Origin of the sequence: Streptomyces sp. NBC_01341 (assembly GCF_035946055.1) — a bacterium.
Classification (GTDB): Bacteria; Actinomycetota; Actinomycetes; order Streptomycetales; family Streptomycetaceae; genus Streptomyces.
This window is the reverse complement of the sequence record NZ_CP108364.1, coordinates 1,164,832-1,182,762: the sequence shown is the minus strand read 5'-3', so window position 1 is coordinate 1,182,762 and position 17,931 is coordinate 1,164,832. Positions and strand designations below refer to the sequence as shown.

General features: G+C 72.8%; 15 protein-coding genes. 10 read left to right on the top strand and 5 right to left on the bottom strand.

From position 1 onward, the window contains the following. Positions 1-22: 22 nt before the first annotated feature. Complete coding sequence (locus OG206_RS05265) at positions 23-466, top strand: SRPBCC family protein (protein ID WP_327112706.1); 444 nt, start codon at positions 23-25, stop codon at positions 464-466. 199 nt (positions 467-665) lie between these two features. Continuing rightward, positions 666-3,137 (top strand): MFS transporter, encoded by a 2,472-nt coding sequence (locus tag OG206_RS05260; RefSeq protein ID WP_327112704.1) that lies wholly within the window; start codon positions 666-668, stop codon positions 3,135-3,137. 126 nt (positions 3,138-3,263) lie between these two features. Here OG206_RS05260 and OG206_RS05255 read toward each other — a convergent pair whose 3' ends face one another. Next, complete coding sequence (locus tag OG206_RS05255) at positions 3,264-4,160, bottom strand: LysR family transcriptional regulator (protein WP_327112702.1); 897 nt, start codon at positions 4,158-4,160, stop codon at positions 3,264-3,266. Between the two features lie 125 nt (positions 4,161-4,285). On the opposite strand from OG206_RS05255, the gene OG206_RS05250 reads away from it, so the two are divergent. The 8 genes from OG206_RS05250 to OG206_RS05215 all read left to right on the top strand — a co-directional run bounded on the left by OG206_RS05250 (position 4,286) and on the right by OG206_RS05215 (position 14,179). Continuing rightward, positions 4,286-5,287, top strand: coding sequence for an aldo/keto reductase (locus OG206_RS05250; RefSeq protein ID WP_327112700.1), 1,002 nt, complete (start codon positions 4,286-4,288; stop codon positions 5,285-5,287). Between the two features lie 214 nt (positions 5,288-5,501). Further along, positions 5,502-6,335 (top strand): M55 family metallopeptidase, encoded by an 834-nt coding sequence (locus OG206_RS05245; protein ID WP_327112698.1) that lies wholly within the window; start codon positions 5,502-5,504, stop codon positions 6,333-6,335. After that, positions 6,328-7,671: a M20/M25/M40 family metallo-hydrolase gene (locus OG206_RS05240; protein WP_327112695.1), complete on the top strand. Its 1,344-nt coding sequence runs from the start codon at positions 6,328-6,330 to the stop codon at positions 7,669-7,671. The genes OG206_RS05245 and OG206_RS05240 overlap by 8 nt, the downstream gene beginning before the upstream one ends. Positions 7,672-7,692: 21 nt before the next feature. After that, the gene (locus OG206_RS05235; RefSeq protein ID WP_327112693.1) at positions 7,693-9,693 is read left to right on the top strand and encodes a S9 family peptidase; all 2,001 of its coding nucleotides are present in this window, start codon (positions 7,693-7,695) and stop codon (positions 9,691-9,693) included. Then, complete coding sequence (locus OG206_RS05230; RefSeq protein ID WP_327112691.1) at positions 9,690-10,634, top strand: S66 peptidase family protein; 945 nt, start codon at positions 9,690-9,692, stop codon at positions 10,632-10,634. The genes OG206_RS05235 and OG206_RS05230 overlap by 4 nt, the downstream gene beginning before the upstream one ends. A 176-nt stretch (positions 10,635-10,810) precedes the next feature. Continuing rightward, complete coding sequence (locus OG206_RS05225) at positions 10,811-12,598, top strand: CocE/NonD family hydrolase (protein WP_327112689.1); 1,788 nt, start codon at positions 10,811-10,813, stop codon at positions 12,596-12,598. Positions 12,599-12,716: 118 nt separating this feature from the next. Next, positions 12,717-12,947 (top strand): LapA family protein, encoded by a 231-nt coding sequence (locus OG206_RS05220; RefSeq protein WP_327112687.1) that lies wholly within the window; start codon positions 12,717-12,719, stop codon positions 12,945-12,947. A 143-nt stretch (positions 12,948-13,090) separates the two neighbouring features. Then, entirely contained in the window at positions 13,091-14,179 is a 1,089-nt protein-coding gene (locus OG206_RS05215; RefSeq protein WP_327112685.1) for a glutamate--cysteine ligase 2, read from the top strand. 34 nt (positions 14,180-14,213) lie between these two features. On the opposite strand, the gene OG206_RS05210 is transcribed toward OG206_RS05215, so the two are convergent. The 4 genes from OG206_RS05210 to OG206_RS05195 form a co-directional block, all read right to left on the bottom strand. Continuing rightward, positions 14,214-14,669 carry an SRPBCC family protein gene (locus OG206_RS05210; protein ID WP_327112683.1) on the bottom strand — a complete coding sequence of 152 codons (456 nt, stop codon included), beginning with the start codon at positions 14,667-14,669 and terminating at the stop codon, positions 14,214-14,216. A gap of 200 nt (positions 14,670-14,869) precedes the next feature. Then, positions 14,870-15,223, bottom strand: coding sequence for a VOC family protein (locus OG206_RS05205; protein WP_327112681.1), 354 nt, complete (start codon positions 15,221-15,223; stop codon positions 14,870-14,872). Positions 15,224-15,365: 142 nt separating this feature from the next. Beyond that, positions 15,366-16,175 carry a class I SAM-dependent methyltransferase gene (locus tag OG206_RS05200; RefSeq protein WP_327112679.1) on the bottom strand — a complete coding sequence of 270 codons (810 nt, stop codon included), beginning with the start codon at positions 16,173-16,175 and terminating at the stop codon, positions 15,366-15,368. A gap of 97 nt (positions 16,176-16,272) precedes the next feature. Further along, positions 16,273-17,769: a bifunctional phosphatase PAP2/diacylglycerol kinase family protein gene (locus OG206_RS05195; RefSeq protein WP_327112678.1), complete on the bottom strand. Its 1,497-nt coding sequence runs from the start codon at positions 17,767-17,769 to the stop codon at positions 16,273-16,275. Positions 17,770-17,931: the final 162 nt, after the last annotated feature.

Genomic DNA, 17,931 nt, shown 5'->3' with positions numbered 1-17,931 from the left:
CCCGAGTGCTGGAGGAACAGGCATGGCGCAGGTCGAGGCCACCACAGAGCGGATCATCGCGGCGGACGCAGAGACGGTGTTCGACGCGCTCGCCGACTACAAGGAGGTCCGGGGCAAGGTGCTGACCGGGCACTTCAGTGAGTACGAGGTGCGCGAGGGCGGGGACGGCGAGGGCACGCTCGTCCACTGGAAGCTTCAGGCGACGAGCAAGCGGGTCCGCGACTGCCTGCTCGAGGTCACCGAGCCCACCGACGGACAGCTGGTCGAGAAGGACCGCAACTCCTCGATGGTGACCACCTGGACGGTGACCCCGGCCGGTGAGGGCAGCGCCAAGGCCGTCGTGTCGACCGTGTGGGACGGTGCCGGCGGCATCGGCGGATTCTTCGAGAGGACCTTCGCGCCCAAGGGGCTCGGCCGGATCTACGGCGAGGTGCTGCAGAACCTCGCCGCCGAGGTCGAGAAGTAGGCCTGCTCCTCCTGCTGTTGGCGTCGCACCGGCCTCACCGGAACGAGTGGTTTTCCGGGGAGGCCGGTGGTGCGCCGTAGCGCCTCCCACCGGCGCATAAGCTCTCAACGTGCGCCGTGAGTGCGCCCGGTCGCGTTTGCCCCGCCTTGCTGCCTGATGCGACAAATGGTCGGCGCAGCTGCGACGAGGGGAGCGTCACGTGGTGGGTGGGATCACTCTGGTGAAGGACGAGCCGGGAGGCACCGAGTGCGGGCCGCCCGGCACCGTGACGGAGTCCGTACCGCACGGCGCGGCGACAGAACCCCCGTCCCCTCCGCCGCCGTCCGGCGGGAGCACCCTGACGGCCGGTGAGATCAGTCCCCGCAGGATCCGCATGGTCTTCCTCGGGCTGATGCTCACCCTGCTGCTCGCCGCGCTCGACCAGATGATCGTCGCCACGGCCCTGCCGAAGATCGTCGGTGAACTGCACGGCCTGGACAAGATGTCCTGGGCGGTCACCGCCTATCTGCTCGCCTCCACGATCGGCCTGCCGATCTACGGGAAGCTCGGGGACCTCTTCGGGCGCAAGGGTGTCTTCCAGTTCGCGATCGTCGTCTTCGTCATCGGCTCCGCCCTCGCCGGCTGGTCCCGCACGATGGACGAACTCATCGCCTTCCGGGCCGTCCAGGGCATCGGCGGCGGCGGTCTCATGATCGGCGTCCAGGCGATCATCGCCGACATCGTCCCGCCCCGTGAACGCGGGCGCTACATGGGGCTCATCGGGGCGGTCTTCGGCCTCGCGTCCGTCGCGGGACCCCTCCTCGGGGGCTTCTTCACCGACCACACCTCCTGGCGCTGGTGCTTCTACATCAACGTGCCGTTCGGCCTGGTCACCCTCGCCGTCATCGCCCTCGTCCTGAAGCTCCCCAAGCCGTCCGTACGCCCCCGGCTCGACGTCCTCGGCGCAACTCTGCTCGCCGCCGGATCGACCTGTCTGGTGCTGCTCACCAGCTGGGGCGGCACCGAGTACGCCTGGGGCTCGCGCACCGTCCTCGGGCTCGCCGCCGGGGCCGTCGGATCGGCGCTGCTCTTCGTCGCCGTCGAGCACCGCGCGGCCGAACCCGTCATCCCCCTGCGGCTGTTCCGTGACTCGGTCTTCAACGTCACGGCACTGGTGGGCGCGGTCGTCGGGGTCGCCCTCTTCGGCGCCGCCAGCTACCTGCCGACCTACCTGCAGATGGTCGAGGGTGCGAGCGCCACCGAGTCCGGTCTGCTCATGCTCCCCATGATGGGCGGCATCGTGGGCGCCTCCATCGTCTCCGGCCAGCTGATCTCCAGGACCGGCCGCTACCGGATCTTCCCGCTGCTCGGCAGCGCCGTCTCGGCCGTGGGCATGTGGCTGCTGTCCCGGCTCGAGACCGGGACGTCCGCGACCGAGTACGGCATCTGGCAGGCCGTGCTCGGCATCGGCATCGGACTGGTGATGCCGGTGCTCGTGCTCGCCGTGCAGAACTCCGTGCGCCCCAGCGACCTCGGCAGCGCCACCAGCGCCAACAACTACTTCCGCCAGATCGGCGGCAGCGTGGGGGCGGCGATCTTCGGGACCCTCTTCGCGGGGCGGCTCGCCGACGCGCTGGCCGTGCGGCTGCCCGACGGAGTCGGCCTCCCCGACGCGGAGTCCATCACCCCGCAGTTGGTCCACGCCATGGAACCCGCGCTGCGCGACGCGTACATCCGGGCCTACGCCGACGCGATGCCCCGCATCTTCCTGTACCTCGTGCCGGTGCTCCTGCTCGGCCTGTTCCTCGCCTTCTTCCTCAAGGAGAAACCGCTGGTGTCCCACCACACCCCCCAAGCCGCGGACCCCTCGACGACGCATTCCGCGATCCCGGCGGCCCGCACCGACCCCGGCCCGCCTCCCGCCGGCGCACTGCCGGGGATCCCGGTCCGCGGGAGCGTCCAGCACTCCGACGGCACGAAGGTGGGGCGCGCCGCGCTCACGCTCATCGACGTGCAGGGGCAGCAGGTCGGCCGGGGCGCGAGCGACGACGACGGGCGGTACGCGCTGGCCGCACCGGGCGCCGGGTCGTACGTGCTCATCGCCGCGGCGGGCGGGCACCAGCCGCAGGCCGTCAGCGTCACGGTGGGCGAGCGGCCGGTGGACCTCGACGTGGTGCTCGGAGGCGCCGGACGGCTCGCCGGTGCCGTGCTCACCCCCGACGGTGCCCCGGTCCGCGACGCGGCGGTCACCCTCACCGACGTACGCGGCGAAGTCGTCGCGACCACCCGCACCGGGCGGGAGGGCGCCTATGTCATCAGCGAGCTTGTGGCCGGTGAGTACACCCTGGCCGCCAGTGCCCCGGCCTTCCGGCCCGCAGCGCTCCCGGTGAGCGTCCAGGCGGCCAGGGAGACCCGCCAGGACATCGAACTGGCGGGCGGCGCCGTGCTGCGCGGCATCGTGCGGGCCCCCGGTGGCAGGGCCGTCGAGGACGCACGGGTCACGCTGCTCGACGCGGCGGGCAACGTGGCCGGCACGCTCACCACCGGCGCGGACGGGGCGTTCCGCTTCGTGGACCTGTCCACCGGCGAGTACACCGTGATCGCCGCCGGCTACCCGCCGGTGGCCACCGTGCTGCAACTCCCGGGCGGCGGACGTACGGAGCGCGATCTGCAGCTGGGGCACGAGGACTGAACACGGGACCCGGCAGGCGGCGCCCGGCCGGCCTGTGCGCCCCGCCGGTCCCGCACACCATCCGTTCCCGCCCCGGACCACGCGCCCGGCAGGGCGAGGGGACGGCGGGGGCGGGGCCGGCTCCCGTCAGCGCACCGGCGCTTCGCGGACCAGCGCCATCAGGGCCCGCGCCCCCGGGCTCATGGTCCCGGCGGGCGGGAGCACCACCACGCTGCGGTACACCGCCGGCTGCGTGCCGTCGACCTCCACCGTGACCAGGCCCCGCGCCTCCGGCTTACGGGAGAAGTGGTGCGGCACGACGGCGATCCCCAGGCCCTGGTGCACCAGCTCCAGCAGGCTGTGCACATCGCTGACCTCCAGCGCCACCGTGCGGCGCACCCCCGCGGCGGCGAAGGCCTCGTCCGCTGCCCGCCTCGGCCCCCAGTCCGGGTGGAAGTCGATGAACGACTCGCCGTCCAGGGCGCTCCAGGCGACCGGCGGCGTCCCCTTCGCGGCCAGCCGGTGCCCGGGGGCGCACAGGACGATCATCGGCTCCCGCGCCAGCGGCACGAGATCGCCCCGCCACTCCGGCGGGCTGACCGTCGCGGCGAACGCCAGGTCCAGCCTGCCGCCCGCGACCCCCTCCAGCAGGCTCGACGTGCCCTCCTGCCGGAGCCGGATCTCCATGTGCGGGTGCTCCCGGCGGAAGGCCGCCAGCAGCCGTGCGGGGCTCACCCCGGCCACGCACTGCTCCACCCCGAGCGTGAGCGTGCCGCGCAGCAGCCCCCGTACGGCGTCGACGGCGTCCCGCGCGGCCCGCGCGCCCGCCAGTGTGCGCTCCGCCTCGACGAGGAGTGCCTGCCCGGCCTCGGTCAGCCGGACCGAGCGCGTCGTACGGCTGAACAGGGGCGCCCTCAGTTCCTGCTCCAGGGCCCGTACTGACGCGGACAGTCCGGACTGGGAGACGGCCAGTCGCTCGGCCGCGCGGGTGAAGTGCTGCTCCTCCGCCACGGCGACGAAGTGCTCCAGCTGACGCAGTTCCATGATTGAGCAATGTAATCGATGAATCCCAGCGGAATCTCCTGTTGGACCGCTGGATCATTCTGCGCAAGGCTGGAGCACGCGCACCAGACCTGGCGCGCCGACGCCATGTCCCGTGGAGTTCCCGCATGTACCTTCCGTCCGCCGACCGCTACTCCTCCATGCCCTACCGGCGCACCGGGCGCAGCGGCCTGCTGCTGCCGGCGCTCTCGCTCGGCCTCTGGCACAACTTCGGAGGCGACCGCACGCCCGAGAGCCAGGCCGCGATCCTGCGCAGGGCCTTCGACCTGGGCATCACCCACTTCGACCTCGCGAACAACTACGGCCCCCCGCCCGGTTCGGCCGAGATCGCCATGGGCCGCGCCCTGAAGACGGACTTCGCGGGCCTGCGGGACGAGATCGTCGTCTCGACCAAGGCGGGCTACCACATGTGGGAGGGGCCGTACGGGGAGTGGGGCTCCCGCAAGAACCTGCGCGCCTCGCTCGACCAGAGCCTCACCCGGCTCGGCCTCGACTACGTCGACATCTACTACTCGCACCGCTTCGACCCCGACACGCCGCTCGAGGAGACGATGGGTGCCCTCGACACCGCGGTCCGCCAGGGCAAGGCGCTGTACGCCGGCGTCTCCAACTACTCGGCCGAGCAGACCCGCGAGGCCGCCCGCATCCTCGGCGAGCTCGGCACCCCTCTCCTGATCCACCAGCCGCGCTACTCGATGCTGGACCGCTGGGTGGAGGACGGGCTGCTGGACGCCCTGGACGAGCTGGGAACCGGTTCCATCGCCTACTCGCCGCTGGAGCAGGGCATCCTGTCCGACCGCTACCTGCGCGGCATCCCCGAGGGTTCGCGCGCGGCGGGCACCAGCCCCTTCCTCTCGGCCGAGGCCGTCACCCCGGACCTGGTCGCCCGGCTCGGCGAGCTGAACGAGGTGGCGCGTGAGCGCGGCCAGTCCCTGGCCCAGATGGCACTGGCCTGGGTGCTGCGCGGCGGCCGGGTCACCTCCGCCGTCGTCGGCGCCAGCAGCGTCGCCCAGCTGGAGAACAGCGTCGAGGCCCTCCGCGACCTGGAGTTCGGCGACGACGAGCTCGCCCGTATCGAGCAGCTCCTCAAGAGCACCTCCCGCCCGTGATCCAGGAGCCGTCCGCCGCCGTGCACCGCGCGGAGGCGGACGGCTGTCACGGGTCCGGCGCCCGCCGGCCGGACGACTGTCACCGGACTGGACCAGTGACAGATCACGGAGGCTCTGGTCCGGTGCTGCTGCGGCGCGTACCGTGATGCGGCACGAAGATCCTCTTCCCGGAGACGGGCGGGGGACCGACCGACCAGCGACAGGACCGCGCACCGTGAAGATCCTCGTCAGCGCCGACATGGAGGGCGCCACCGGAGTGACCTGGCCGGCCGATGTGCTGCCCGGGACACCGCAGTGGGAGCGGTGCCGGTCGATGTTCACCTCCGACGTGAACGCGGCGGCTCTCGGCTTCTTCGACGGCGGCGCCGACGAGGTGCTCGTCAACGAGGCGCACTGGACCATGCGCAACCTGCTCCTGGAACAGCTCGACGAGCGCGTCCGGATGATCACCGGCAGACACAAGTCCCTCTCGATGGTCGAGGGCATCCAGCACGGGGACGTCGACGCGGTCGCCTTCGTCGGCTACCACACGGGCGCCGGCGCGGAGGGCGTGCTCGCCCACACCTACCTGGCCAACTCCATCACCGGGGTCTGGCTGGACGGCGTCCGCGCGAGCGAGGGACTGCTCAACGCGCATGTCGCCGCCGAGTACGGCGTACCGGTCGTCCTGGTCACCGGGGACGACCTGACCTGCGAGGACGCCGGCCTCTACGCCCCGGACGCCCGCAAGGTCGCGGTGAAGGACCACGTCTCGCGGTACGCGGCCGTGTGCCGCACCCCGGCCCGCACCGCCGCCGACATCCGTGCGGCGGCAGCAGGCGCAACCTCGATCGCGGTCCGCCACGCCCCGGTGACGGGCGGTCCCCGCACGGTGGAGCTGGAGTTCGACGCCGCACATCTGGCGGCGGCCGCGACCGTGGTCCCCGGCGTGGCGCCGAGCGGCGAGCGGCGCGTCGCCTATACCAGCGGGACGATGTACGAAGGAATTCGCACGTTCAAGGCGGTGACGACGATCGTGTCGGCCGCCGTGGAGGAACAGTATGGCTGAGACGGGCAACCCGGACGGACCGGTCGACGAGCGGGCGCTCGACGAATCGGTGAGGTTCACCTCCGAACTGATCCGGATCGACACCACCAACCGCGGGGACGGCACCTGCCGGGAACGTCCTGCCGCCGAGTACGTCGCCGAACGGCTGGCCGACGCGGGCCTGGAACCCGCCCTCCTGGAGCGCACACCGGGCCGGACGAACGTGGTCGCCCGGATCGAGGGCACCGATCCGTCGGCCGACGCCCTGCTCGTGCACGGACACCTCGACGTGGTGCCCGCCGAGGCCGCGGACTGGACGGTCCACCCCTTCTCCGGTGAGGTGCGCGACGGTGTCGTGTGGGGACGCGGCGCCGTCGACATGAAGAACATGGACGCGATGGTCCTCTCCGTCGTCCGGGCCTGGGCCCGCGCCGGCGTCCGCCCGCGCCGTGACATCGTCATCGCCTACACGGCCGACGAGGAGGCCAGCGCGAACGACGGGGCCGGGTTCCTCGCGGACCGGCACGCCGAACTCTTCGAAGGCTGCACCGAGGGCATCAGCGAGTCCGGCGCGTTCACCTTCCACGCGGGCCCCGGCCTGGCGCTCTACCCCGTGGGGGCCGGCGAGCGCGGGACGGGCTGGCTGAAGCTGACCGCGGAGGGCAAGGCCGGCCACGGTTCCAAGGTCAACAGGTCCAACGCCGTCAGCGCCCTCGCGGCCGCCGTCGCGCGCATCGGCGAGCACGAGTGGCCGGTGCGGCTGACACCGACCGTACGCGCGGCACTCGTCGAGATCGCCGCACTGCACCACATCCGCGTCGACCCCGACGCACCCGGCTTCGACGTGGACGAACTCCTGGGCAAGCTCGGCCCGGCCGCCGCGCTGATCGAGCCGACCATACGCAACAGCAGCAACCCGACCATGCTGGAAGCCGGTTACAAGGTCAACGTGATCCCCGGACACGCCACCGCCCACATCGACGGGCGCATGGTACCCGGTGGTGAGGACGAGTTCCGCGAGACCCTCGACCGCCTGACCGGGCCCGGTGTGACGTGGGAGTTCGACCACGAGGAGGTCGCCCTGCAGGCGCCGGTCGACTCACCGACCTACGCCGGGATGCGGGCCGCGCTGGAACTGTTCGACCCGGACGCCCACGTCGTCCCGTTCTGCATGTCGGGCGGCACGGACGCCAAGCAGTTCTTCCGGCTCGGCATCACCGGCTACGGCTTCTCACCGCTGAAGCTGCCCGTCGGCTTCGACTACCAGGCGCTGTTCCACGGGGTCGACGAGCGCGTCCCCGTCGACGCCCTGCACTTCGGCGTCCGGGTCCTGGACCACTTCCTGCGCAACGCCTGACCGACTACGGGGGGAATCCACATGGTGACCACAGCGGCGTACGGCACGTGGCCGTCACCGGTCGACGCGGCACTCGCCGCCTCGCACGACGGCAAGCCCGAGTTCGTCGGCACCGTCGGCGACGAGATCTGGTGGACGGAACCGCGCCCGGCCGAGGACGGCCGCCGGGCGCTCGTGCGCCGCCGGGCCGACGGCGGCACCGAGTCCGTGCTCCCCGCACCGTGGAACCCGCGCAGCCGCGTGATCGAGTACGGCGGCACCCCGTGGGCCGGCACGGCACGCGACGAGGGCGGGCCCCTGGTCGTGTTCGTCCACCACGCAGACCAGCGGCTGTACGCCTACGAGCCGGACGGACAGGGCGGGCCGCGGCCGCTCACCCCCGTGTCCGGCACCGGCGAGGGGCTGCGCTGGGTGGACCCGGAGGTGCACCTCGACCGCGGTGAGGTGTGGTGCGTGCTGGAGGAGTTCACCGGCGACGCGCCCACCGACGTACGCCGGGTGATCGCCGCGGTGCCGCTCGACGGATCGGCGGCGGACGACCGTGCCGCGGTACGTGAACTCAGCGACGGCCGGCACCGCTTCGTCACGGGGCCCAGGCTGTCGCACGACGGCCGGCGCGTCGCCTGGATCGCCTGGGACCACCCGGAGATGCCGTGGGACGGCACCGTCGTGATGTTCGCCGAGGTCACACCGGAGGGCGCGTTCACCGGGGCGCGCCCCCTCGTCGGGGACACGGACGAGTCGGTCGTCCAGGTGGAGTGGGACCGGGACGGCTCGCTGGTCTTCGTCTCGGACCTCGGGGGCTGGTGGGAGCTCCAGCGCATCAGGCCGGACGCCGCGGCCGGCGGCGTCGTGCCCAGCACCCGGCTCTGCGCCGTGCACGACGAGGAGTTCGGCGGGCCGTTGTGGAGGATCGGCCTGCGCTGGTTCCGGCTGCTGGACAACGGCCTGATCGCCGTCATCCACGGCCGGGGCACCACCGCCCTCGGAGTCCTCGATCCCGAGACCCGTGAACTGGTCGACGCGGTGGGGCCCTGGACCGCCTGGGCCGAGACACTCGCCGTGCAGGACACCCGGGTCATCGGGATCGCCGCGAGCCCCCACACGTCGTACGAGGTGGTCGAGCTGGACACCGCCACCGGCCACACCCGGACCATCGGCTCGGCCCATCAGGACGCGGTCGACCCCGCCTACTGCCCCGAGCCCGTGATCCGCACCTTCATGGGGCCGGGCGGGCGCGAGATCCACGCACACGTGTACCCGCCGCGCCACCCCGACCGCACCGGGCCCGAGGGTGCGCCGCCGCCGTTCGTGATCTGGGCGCACGGCGGGCCCACCGGCCGCTCCCCACTGGTGCTCGACCTGGAGATCGCCTACTTCACCTCCCGGGGCTTCGGTGTCGCCGAGGTCAACTACGGGGGCTCGACCGGATACGGCCGCGCCTACCGCGAACGGCTCCGCGGGCAGTGGGGCGTGGTCGACGTCGAGGACTGCGCCGCCGTCGCGCTGGGCCTGGCCGAGGAGGGCTCGGCGGACCGTGACCGGCTCGCCATCCGGGGCGGCAGCGCCGGAGGATGGACGGCCGCCGCGTCCCTCACCCGGACGGATGTCTACGCCTGCGGGGCCATCAGCTACCCGATCCTCGACCTGGAGGGGTGGGCGACCGGCGAGACGCACGACTTCGAGTCCCGGTACCTCGAATCGCTCGTCGGCCCGTACGCCGAGGTGCCGGAGCGCTACCGCGAGCGTTCACCCGTCAACCGCGTCGACGGTCTCACCGCCCCGTTCGTGCTGCTCCAGGGGCTCGACGACCCGATCTGCCCGCCCGCCCAGTGCGACCGCTTCCTCGCGGCGATCGAGGGCCGCGGGGTGCCCCATGCCTACCTCGCCTTCGAGGGGGAGAGCCACGGCTTCCGGCGCGCCGACACCGTGCGGCGCGCACTGGAGGCAGAACTCTCCCTCTACGCGCAGACGTTCGGCATCGACCTGCCCGACGTGCCGCTGCTGGAGCTGAAGCCGTGACCCTGGAACCGCTCGTCCGTCCGGCGCGGCTGAGGCCCGGAGCCCGGGTCGCCGTCGTCGCACCCAGCGGGCCCGTGCCCGCCGACCGTCTGGAGCGCGGCCTCGACCTGCTGCGGGGCTGGGACCTCGACCCGGTGGTGGCCCCCCACGTGCGCGACACGCACCCGGAGCTGGGCCACCTCGCGGGTACGGACGAGAACCGTGCACGCGACCTCCAGGAGGCGTGGTGCGACCCGTCCGTCGATGCCGTGCTGTGCGCGCGGGGAGGGTACGGCGCCCACCGCATGGTCGATCTCCTGGACTGGCCGGCGATCCGGGCCGCCGGGCCCAAGGCCTTCGTCGGCTACAGCGACATCACCGTCCTGCACGAGGCGTTCGCACTCCGGGCCGGATTCTCGACCTTGCACGGCCCGATGGTCGCCACCGAGGTGTTCCTGAAGGACGAGGCCACCCAGGCCGGCCTGCGGTCCACGCTGTTCGAACCCGACACGGTGCGCACCCTGGGGCTGGACGGGGCGGCCGCGCTGGTTCCCGGCAGCGCCCGCGGCGTCACCTACGGCGGCTGCGTGAGCCTGCTCGCCGCCGACGCGGGCACCCCGGGAGCCCGGACGTCCGCCCGCGGCGGCCTGCTCATGATCGAGGACATCACCGAGGACGCGTACCGCCTCGACGGCATCCTGACGCGGCTGCTGCGCATCGGTGCGCTGGACGGGATATCGGGTGTGGCCTGCGGATCGTGGCAGGACTGCGGGCCGTACGAGCAGGTGCGGGCGGTACTCGCCGACCGGCTCGGCGGGCTCGGTGTGCCGGTGGTCGAGGAGTTGGGCTTCGGCCACGGCCCCACCGCGCTGACCGTCCCGCTCGGCGTGCCCGCCGTGCTCGACGCACCCGCCGACGGCGGCCGTTGCACGCTCACGGTGCAGGTTCCGGCGCTGATCTGAGGCCGCGTCAGTCGTTGCCCGTCCCGGCGTCGGTCCGTGGCGGGCCCCGTGCCGGTTCCGCCGCGCGCCGGCGGAATCATCCTGCGAAACCCCGCTCCAGTGCGTTGACATCGGTATGAGCCGTGTCACAGCATGGGCCGGGCCCGGTACTTACCAGTCGGTAAGGTGTCCTCGGTGTGGAGGTCCATGTGTCGCGTGCCGTGTCCAGATTCCGCCGTCCGCTCACCTTGCTCGCCGGGGTGGCACTGCTCGCCCCCCTCGCCCTGACGTCCGCCCCCGAGGCGTCGGCGGCGGACCGGTACACCGTCACCCCACTGGAGTTCACCGTGCGTGCGGGCGGCCGCACGTGCACCGTGGACGCCGACCTCTACCGGCCCGCCGGTGTCGACGCGCAGCACCCGGCTCCGGCCGTTCTCGCCACCAACGGCTTCGGCGGCAGCAAGTCCGACGGCTCGACCGACGCCATCGGCAGGGCCTTCGCCGAACGCGGCTACGTCGGTCTCGTCTACTCCGGCCTGGGCTTCGGCAAGTCGGGCTGCCTCATCACGCTGGACGATCCCGCGATCGACGGCAGGGCCGCCTCCGGCCTCGTCGACTTCCTCGCCGGGACGCGGGCCGCCGACGACGGGACCAGGGCCGACTACGTCACCACGGACGCGCCGGGCGACCCCGTGGTCGGCATGATCGGGGGCTCGTACGGCGGAGCGGTCCAACTCGCCACCGCCTCCGCCGACGGCCGCGTGGACGCGCTCGTCCCGCTGATCACCTGGAACGACCTGGCGTACTCGCTCGCCCCCAACGCGGCCGGGGCGGACGGGGGTGTCTCCTCCGGCACGCCCGGTGTGTTCAAGTGGCAGTGGACCAACGGCTTCTACCTCATGGGCGAGGGGCAGCCACTGCTGGTGCCGAGCCTCGACCCGTCCCGGTTCGGCAGTCCCGCCTGCCTGCACTTCGCCGCGCAGGCGTGCCGGACCATCCGCCTCCTGAACTCCGGCCGCTACCCGGACGCCGCGACCCGGGACATGCTGACGTACGCGCGGAGCGTCTCACCCGTCTCCTACCTGTCCGGCGTCACAGCGCCGACCCTGCTCGTGCAGGGCCAGGCCGACAGTCTGTTCAACCTCAACGAGGCCACCGCCACCTACCGCGCCCTGAAGGCGCGGGGCACGACGACGAAGATGATCTGGCAGGCCTGGGGCCACAGCGGCGGATCGGTGCCCGGCGAACTCGACCTCGCCACCGGCAACCTGGAGACCAGTTACGTCGGACAGCGGATCCTCGCCTGGTTCGACCGCTACCTCCGGCACGACGACTCCACCGCCACGGGACCCGAGTTCGCCTACTACCGTGACTGGGACTCCGGTTACGGCACCGCGGCGGCCGTGCCCGGCACCTCCCGCACGATGTACCTCTCCGGTGACGGCGCCCTCGTGGACAGCCGCACGGACGTCGTCCGGGGGAGCCGCACGTACACCAACTGGCTCCTGCCGAGCAGCCACTCCGAGAGCTCCCTGGCCGGCCTCATCGGCCTGCCCGACCGGGCACCGTACGACATCAAGGGCACCTACCTCGACTGGACCGGCGCACCCCTGACCGCCCCGCTCGACGTGGTCGGCGCCCCGAGGGCCACGCTGAAGGTCGTCTCACCGAAGGCGCAGCGGGCCCAGGGAAGCGGTGACGCCGCCGACAGGCTCGTGCTGTTCACGAAGGTCTACGACGTGGCACCGGACGGGACCCAGAAACTCGTCAACCGCCTGGTCGCGCCCGTACGCGTCCCGGACGTCACCCGCCCCTTCACCGTCGAGCTGCCGGGCATCGTGCACCGGTACGACACCGGGCACCGGCTGCGGTTCGTGATCGCCGCGAGCGATGACGCGTACTTCGGCAACCGGGGCGTCAAGCCCGTCACCGTCGTCAGCGCCCCCCAGGACACCGGGGTCCTGGAGCTCCCCGTCGTCGGCTGACCCTCCTCACCCGTACGGCCCGCTCCACCGCCCACCGGACCGGCGGTGGATGCATCCTGGGGGCCGGGGACCGCCGCTCCCGGCCCCGGAACCCCATGACCCAGCGAAAGGGCCGCGCATGAGCCCCAAGGACGTATCCAGAGGCACCGGGGCCTTCACGCCCGCGCGGATCGCCGTCACCCTCCTCGCGGTGCTGGCTCTCGTCTTCATCTGCGTGAACACGGACGAGGTCACCATCCGTGTGATCATCCCCGAGGTCACGATGCCGCTCTGGGCGGCGCTGCTCGGCGTCTTCGTCGCCGGACTGCTCTGCGGGGCCTACTTCTTCCGCAGGAGGGCCCGCCGGTAGACGCTTCCCGCACCGACGGGCCGGAGAACCCGGCCGGAACGACGCCTCCGGCCGCGCACCCCGAAAGCGCACACTTGAAAGGGACCCCCCGGGGTACCCGCCGGTGTGAACGGGGAGCAGGCGGCAAAAAAAGGGGTGCGAAGGTGCGGACTGTCGGTGTCGAGGAAGAGCTGCTGCTCGTGGACGCGGAGAGCGGCGAGCCGCAGGCACTGTCGACGGCCGTGCTGGCCCTGGCCGAACGGCGGGCCGAGGGGGAGTCGGCCTTCGAGTCCGAGCTCCACGACCAGCAACTGGAGTTCGCCACCCGGCCGTGCGCCACGATGACGGACATCGCCGAGGAGATACGCCGCTCGCGGGCCGAGGCGGCGCGCAGCGCCGCGCACGCGGGCGCCGGTGTGGCGGCCCTGGCCACCTCGCCGCTCCCGGTGAGCCCGTCCATCGGGGAGGACGAGCGCTACCGGTGGCTGGCGGAGCGGTTCGGCCTGACGGCGCAGGAACAGCTGACGGGCGGCTGCCACGTGCACGTGTCGGTGGACTCCGACGAGGAGGGCGTCGCCGTACTCGACCGGATGCGTCCCTGGCTCCCGGTCCTGCTCGCCCTGAGCGCGAACTCCCCTTTCTGGCAGGGCAGGGACACCTCCTACGACAGCTACCGGAGCAGGGTGTGGGGGCGCTGGCCGTCCGCCGGACCGGTGGAGGTGTTCGGATCCGCCGACGCCTATCACGACAGAGTGCGCGCCCTGGTCGCCACCGGGGTGCTGCGCGACGAGGGGATGATCTACTTCGACGCCCGGCTTTCGTACCGCTACCCCACGGTGGAGATCCGGGTCGCCGATGTGTGCCTGGACCCCGCCGACACCGTGCTGCTGGCCACCCTCGCGCGCGGTCTCGTCGAGACGGCCGCACGCGACTGGCGGACGGGGACGGAGCCGGACCCGGTGGCCGTGAGCACGCTCCGCATGGCCGCATGGCAGGCCGGCCGCTCCGGCATGGACGGACAGCTGCTCGACCCCCGCACCATGTGCCCCGCTCCGGCGGCCGATGTGGCACGCGCCCTGCTCGCCCATGTGAGCGACGCGCTGGAGGAGAGCGGCGACCTCGGGCCGGCGGAGAAGGCGCTGCGGGACGTGGAGACGCGGGGGACAGGGGCGCGGATCCAGCGTGACCTGCTGGCTCGCTCGGGCAGCCTGCGCACCGCCGTGACGGAGTGCGCGGCCAGGACACGGGGCTGACGCCGGGCCCGGGGCCCGGTTCCGGGCAGCGTCGTCACCGGGGCCCGTCGAGGCCCTTCGCGCGGGCGTCGACCACGTCGCCCAGCCGGGCCAGCATCGCCCGGTGCCGGATCTGGAGTGCGGCGTCGACGACGACGTTGTGCAGGATGCCGCCGAGACCCTGCAAGGGGTGCTCGTTCAGGATCACGAGCGTCTCGTCGCCCCAGGGGCGGATGTCGAAGGCGATCCGCGCCGTGCCCAGCGGGCCGCTGTGCGCCTCCAGTTCGAGGGCGCCCGGGCGCTCCAGGCGGCGCACGGTCGTCCGGCCCCGGAAGTCCTTCGGGCCGAGTCGCAGGGTGTACTCGATGGACGAGCCGACGTCCGGCCACCGCCCTTCCAGCAGACGGGAGTCCTGCGTGCCCACAACCCAGGCGCTGTACAGGCCGGGTTGCTCCAGGACCGCCCACAGGGCCGAGGGCGGGTGGTGGATCACATGCTGGCGCATGGCCATGGACGCCTCCGCGCTCGGACATCGGGACGGACGGGGACGGTGGGCGAAGTCTCCGCCGATCGTACGCCGCGGACCTCCGGCCCACATCTCGTGAGTCCGCCCGCCCGCGCCGAGGCCGGCCCCGACGGCCGGGGACGCCCCGCCACCCGACAGGCTCCGAGGCGGGGCGGCGCGGGGGCCCATGCGGTCCGGAGGCCCTGTCAGGCGGTCACGTTCCGGTCGACGTACTCGAAGACCGAGCCGTCCGGATGCAGTGCGATCAGATTGCGTCCGGCCGGAGTGGGCACCGGTCCGGCGATGACCCTCGCGCCCACCCGGTTCAGTGCCGCGTGGGCCTCGTCGACGTCCTTGACCGCGATCGTCGCCGAGACCTTGCGCAGCACCTCCAGTTCGGACTCCGGGCCGCTCATGAGCAGGAAGCAGCCGATCGCGGCCACCGAGACCCCGCCGCGCTCGAAGCGCAGGGCCGGGGTGCTGGTCAGGCCCTCGTAGAAGGCCACCGAGGCCTCCAGGTCGTCGACGCAGATACGCAGCGTGGTTCCCAGGATCTCCATGCCCACGAGGGTAGTTGCCCGGCTCGCGGTGTGTGATCGGTTCGGCGGGTAGCCCCTGTTCCCGTCCGTACGGCCCGCTGTTCCCGTCCGCCGGGCCCGGGCGGGTGCGCGCCCGGAGCCACGCCCGCGATCACGCCCGCGATCACGCCCGGCAGAGAATCTCGCCGTGCGGCACCATGAACCACCCGTCCGGCTCCTCGCCCCAGGCGCGCCAGGCCCGCGCGACTGCGGTCAGCTGTTCCGGGCTCGCGTGCCCGCCGTCCACCGCCAGCTCCCCGTAGCGCGACGCCGTCGTACGGTCGGCCCACAGTCCGCTCCACCAGGCGCGGTTCTCCGGGGTGGCGAAGCACCAGGCGGCGGCCGTCGGGGTGATGTCGGTGAAGCCGGCCCGGCGGGCCCAGGAGAGCAGCCGGCGCCCCGCGTCGGGCTCACCGCCGTTGGCGCGTGCCACCCGTCCGTAGAGGTCCAGCCATTCCGGCATCCCGGGAACCTCCGGGTACCAGGTCATGGCCGCGTAGTCGCTGTCGCGGGCCGCCACGACGCCGCCCGGGCGGCAGACCCGCCGCATCTCGCGCAGCGCCTGCACCGGGTCACCCACGTGCTGAAGGACCTGATGCGCGTGGACCACGTCGAAGGAGTCGTCGGGGAAGTCGAGGGCATGGACGTCGGCGGCGGCGAACCGGACGTTCTCCAGCCGTCGTTCGACCGCGACCCGCGCCGCCCCCTCCAGGACCTCCAGGCTCGTGTCGACGGCGGTGACCCGGCCCGGTGCCACCAGCTCGGCGAGATCCGCGGTGATGGTGCCGGGCCCGCAGCCCACGTCCAGGACGGCCATGCCGGGTCGGAGCTCACCGATCAGGTACGCCGCCGAGTTCGCGGCGGTCCGCCACCGGTGCGAGCGCAGCACGGACTCGTGGTGACCGTGGGTGTAGACGGCGCTCTCCTCGGGCATGGCCGTACGTCCTCTCTCGGACATCGTTCACTGGCGACGGTGGCACCGTACGCCGTGGTGTCGCATCTTGAGACATGCGTATCACCATGCGATACGGTCACACCGGCATCGGGCAGTACACGGTGAGCGCCTCGGGCAGCTTGTCGATCATCAACTCCGTATCGGAATGGGCGACTTCACCGTCGAACGCGTACGGGGTGCCCGGTGTGAGACCCGAGAGCCGCACCCTGCGGCGGCGTACGGCCGCGTGCACGGGTGAACGGGACAGGGGCCCGGCGAACGCCGCCGCGAGCAACCGGAGCCCGGGCGTACGGCCGCCGTGCACGACGCGTACGTCGAGCAGGCCGTCCGCCAGGTTGTGCCGGCGGCCGGGGTTGGGGCCCACTCGCTGGAACAGTCCGTTGCCGACGAAGAGCAGCCACAGCGGCCGCCGCTTCCCCTGGAATTCGGCGGTCAGCGGGCGCGAGCCGCGCAGCGCCTCGAAGGCCGCCAGGACGCCCGCGGGCCAGCCGCCGATCCGTGGCGACCAGTGCTCCCGGGTCCGGACGAGCTCGGGATAGACGCCCAGGCTGAAGGCGTTGAGGAAGTACCCGGGAGACCCGCCCGGTCCCTGAGGGCCCGGCCGGAAGCGGCCCACGTCCACCCGGACCGCGTCACCGGCGGTGAGCGCCGCGACAGTGTCCTGCACCGTCTCGATGCCGAGGTCGTAGGCGAAGTGGTTCAGGGTCCCGCCCGGGAACACGGCCAGGGGCACGCCGTGGGTCGTGGCGACGGCCGCCGCCATGTTGACCGTGCCGTCACCCCCGCACACTCCCAGGGCCTTGCCCTGTTCCGCGGCCTTCTCCAGGCACCCCGGCAGGTCCGCCGGCGCGCACTCGACCGTCGCCGCGAGCGGCAGGGCGTCGCGGATCACGGCCGCCGCAGCGGTCGCCGAGCCGGACTCCCGGTTCACGACGACCACCAGGTCCTGCCCGGCCGGGAGGGCCGGCGCCTCGGCCGGCGGTCTGCCGGGTGCGGGCAGCTGTCCGCGGGTGGGTACGACCCCCCGCAGCGCGAATGCGGCCCCCACGCCCAGCAAGGCACCGGCTACCACGTCGCTCGGATAATGGACCCCCGTGTAGACGCGGGAGGCGGCCACGGCCGCCGCCACCGGGGCGACGGCGGCGCCCCAGCCCTTGGACTCGAGCGCCACCCCGGTCGCGAAGGCCGCGGCGGACGCCGCATGTCCGGACGGGAAGGACGTGGTGTACGGCTGCCGCTTCAGCTGCCTCATGACCGGGACGAGATCCACTATCGGGCGTTCCCTGCGGACGGCCCCCTTGCCCACGGTGTTGATGGCGGCCGAGGCGACGGCCAGCGAGGCGACCCCGCGCAGCGCCGCCCTGCGGGACCGGGCGCTGCCGCCCAGCGCCGCCATGCCGGCCGCGGCCCCGAACCACAGCAGGCCGTGGTTGGCGCCGCGGCTGAGGCGCGGCAGCAGGGGGTCGGCGCCCGGCCAGTGCCGGTCGGCCACGCGCTGGAACGCGGCGAGGTCGCGCTGGTGGAACCAGGTCCGCCAGCCGCCGGGCGGGGAGAAGCTGCTCGATGTCGACATGGGACAGCGAATACCCTGCGACCGGGCCGTGAACCAGGAGGCGCGCACATGGCTCTGCGTCGAATTCGGGTGGATCATGCCTGATAGGCCGTTCTGTCCCCGCTGCGCCCGCTCCGTCTCGTGGAAAGCGTTGCCCTGGCAAGTTCCGTGCGGCTAGCCTGC

Bases quoted from the DNA above. Each gene is read 5' to 3' on its own strand.
- OG206_RS05220 (WP_327112687.1), top strand. From the start codon at position 12,717: ATGAGCCCCAAGGACGTATCCAGAGGCACCGGGGCCTTCACGCCCGCG.
- OG206_RS05255 (WP_327112702.1), bottom strand. From the start codon at position 4,160: ATGGAACTGCGTCAGCTGGAGCACTTCGTCGCCGTGGCGGAGGAGCAG.
- OG206_RS05200 (WP_327112679.1), bottom strand. From the start codon at position 16,175: ATGCCCGAGGAGAGCGCCGTCTACACCCACGGTCACCACGAGTCCGTG.
- OG206_RS05195 (WP_327112678.1), bottom strand. From the start codon at position 17,769: ATGTCGACATCGAGCAGCTTCTCCCCGCCCGGCGGCTGGCGGACCTGG.
- OG206_RS05205 (WP_327112681.1), bottom strand. From the start codon at position 15,223: ATGGAGATCCTGGGAACCACGCTGCGTATCTGCGTCGACGACCTGGAG.
- OG206_RS05265 (WP_327112706.1), top strand. From the start codon at position 23: ATGGCGCAGGTCGAGGCCACCACAGAGCGGATCATCGCGGCGGACGCA.
- OG206_RS05240 (WP_327112695.1), top strand. From the start codon at position 6,328: ATGGCTGAGACGGGCAACCCGGACGGACCGGTCGACGAGCGGGCGCTC.
- OG206_RS05235 (WP_327112693.1), top strand. From the start codon at position 7,693: ATGGTGACCACAGCGGCGTACGGCACGTGGCCGTCACCGGTCGACGCG.
- OG206_RS05250 (WP_327112700.1), top strand. From the start codon at position 4,286: ATGTACCTTCCGTCCGCCGACCGCTACTCCTCCATGCCCTACCGGCGC.
- OG206_RS05210 (WP_327112683.1), bottom strand. From the start codon at position 14,669: ATGGCCATGCGCCAGCATGTGATCCACCACCCGCCCTCGGCCCTGTGG.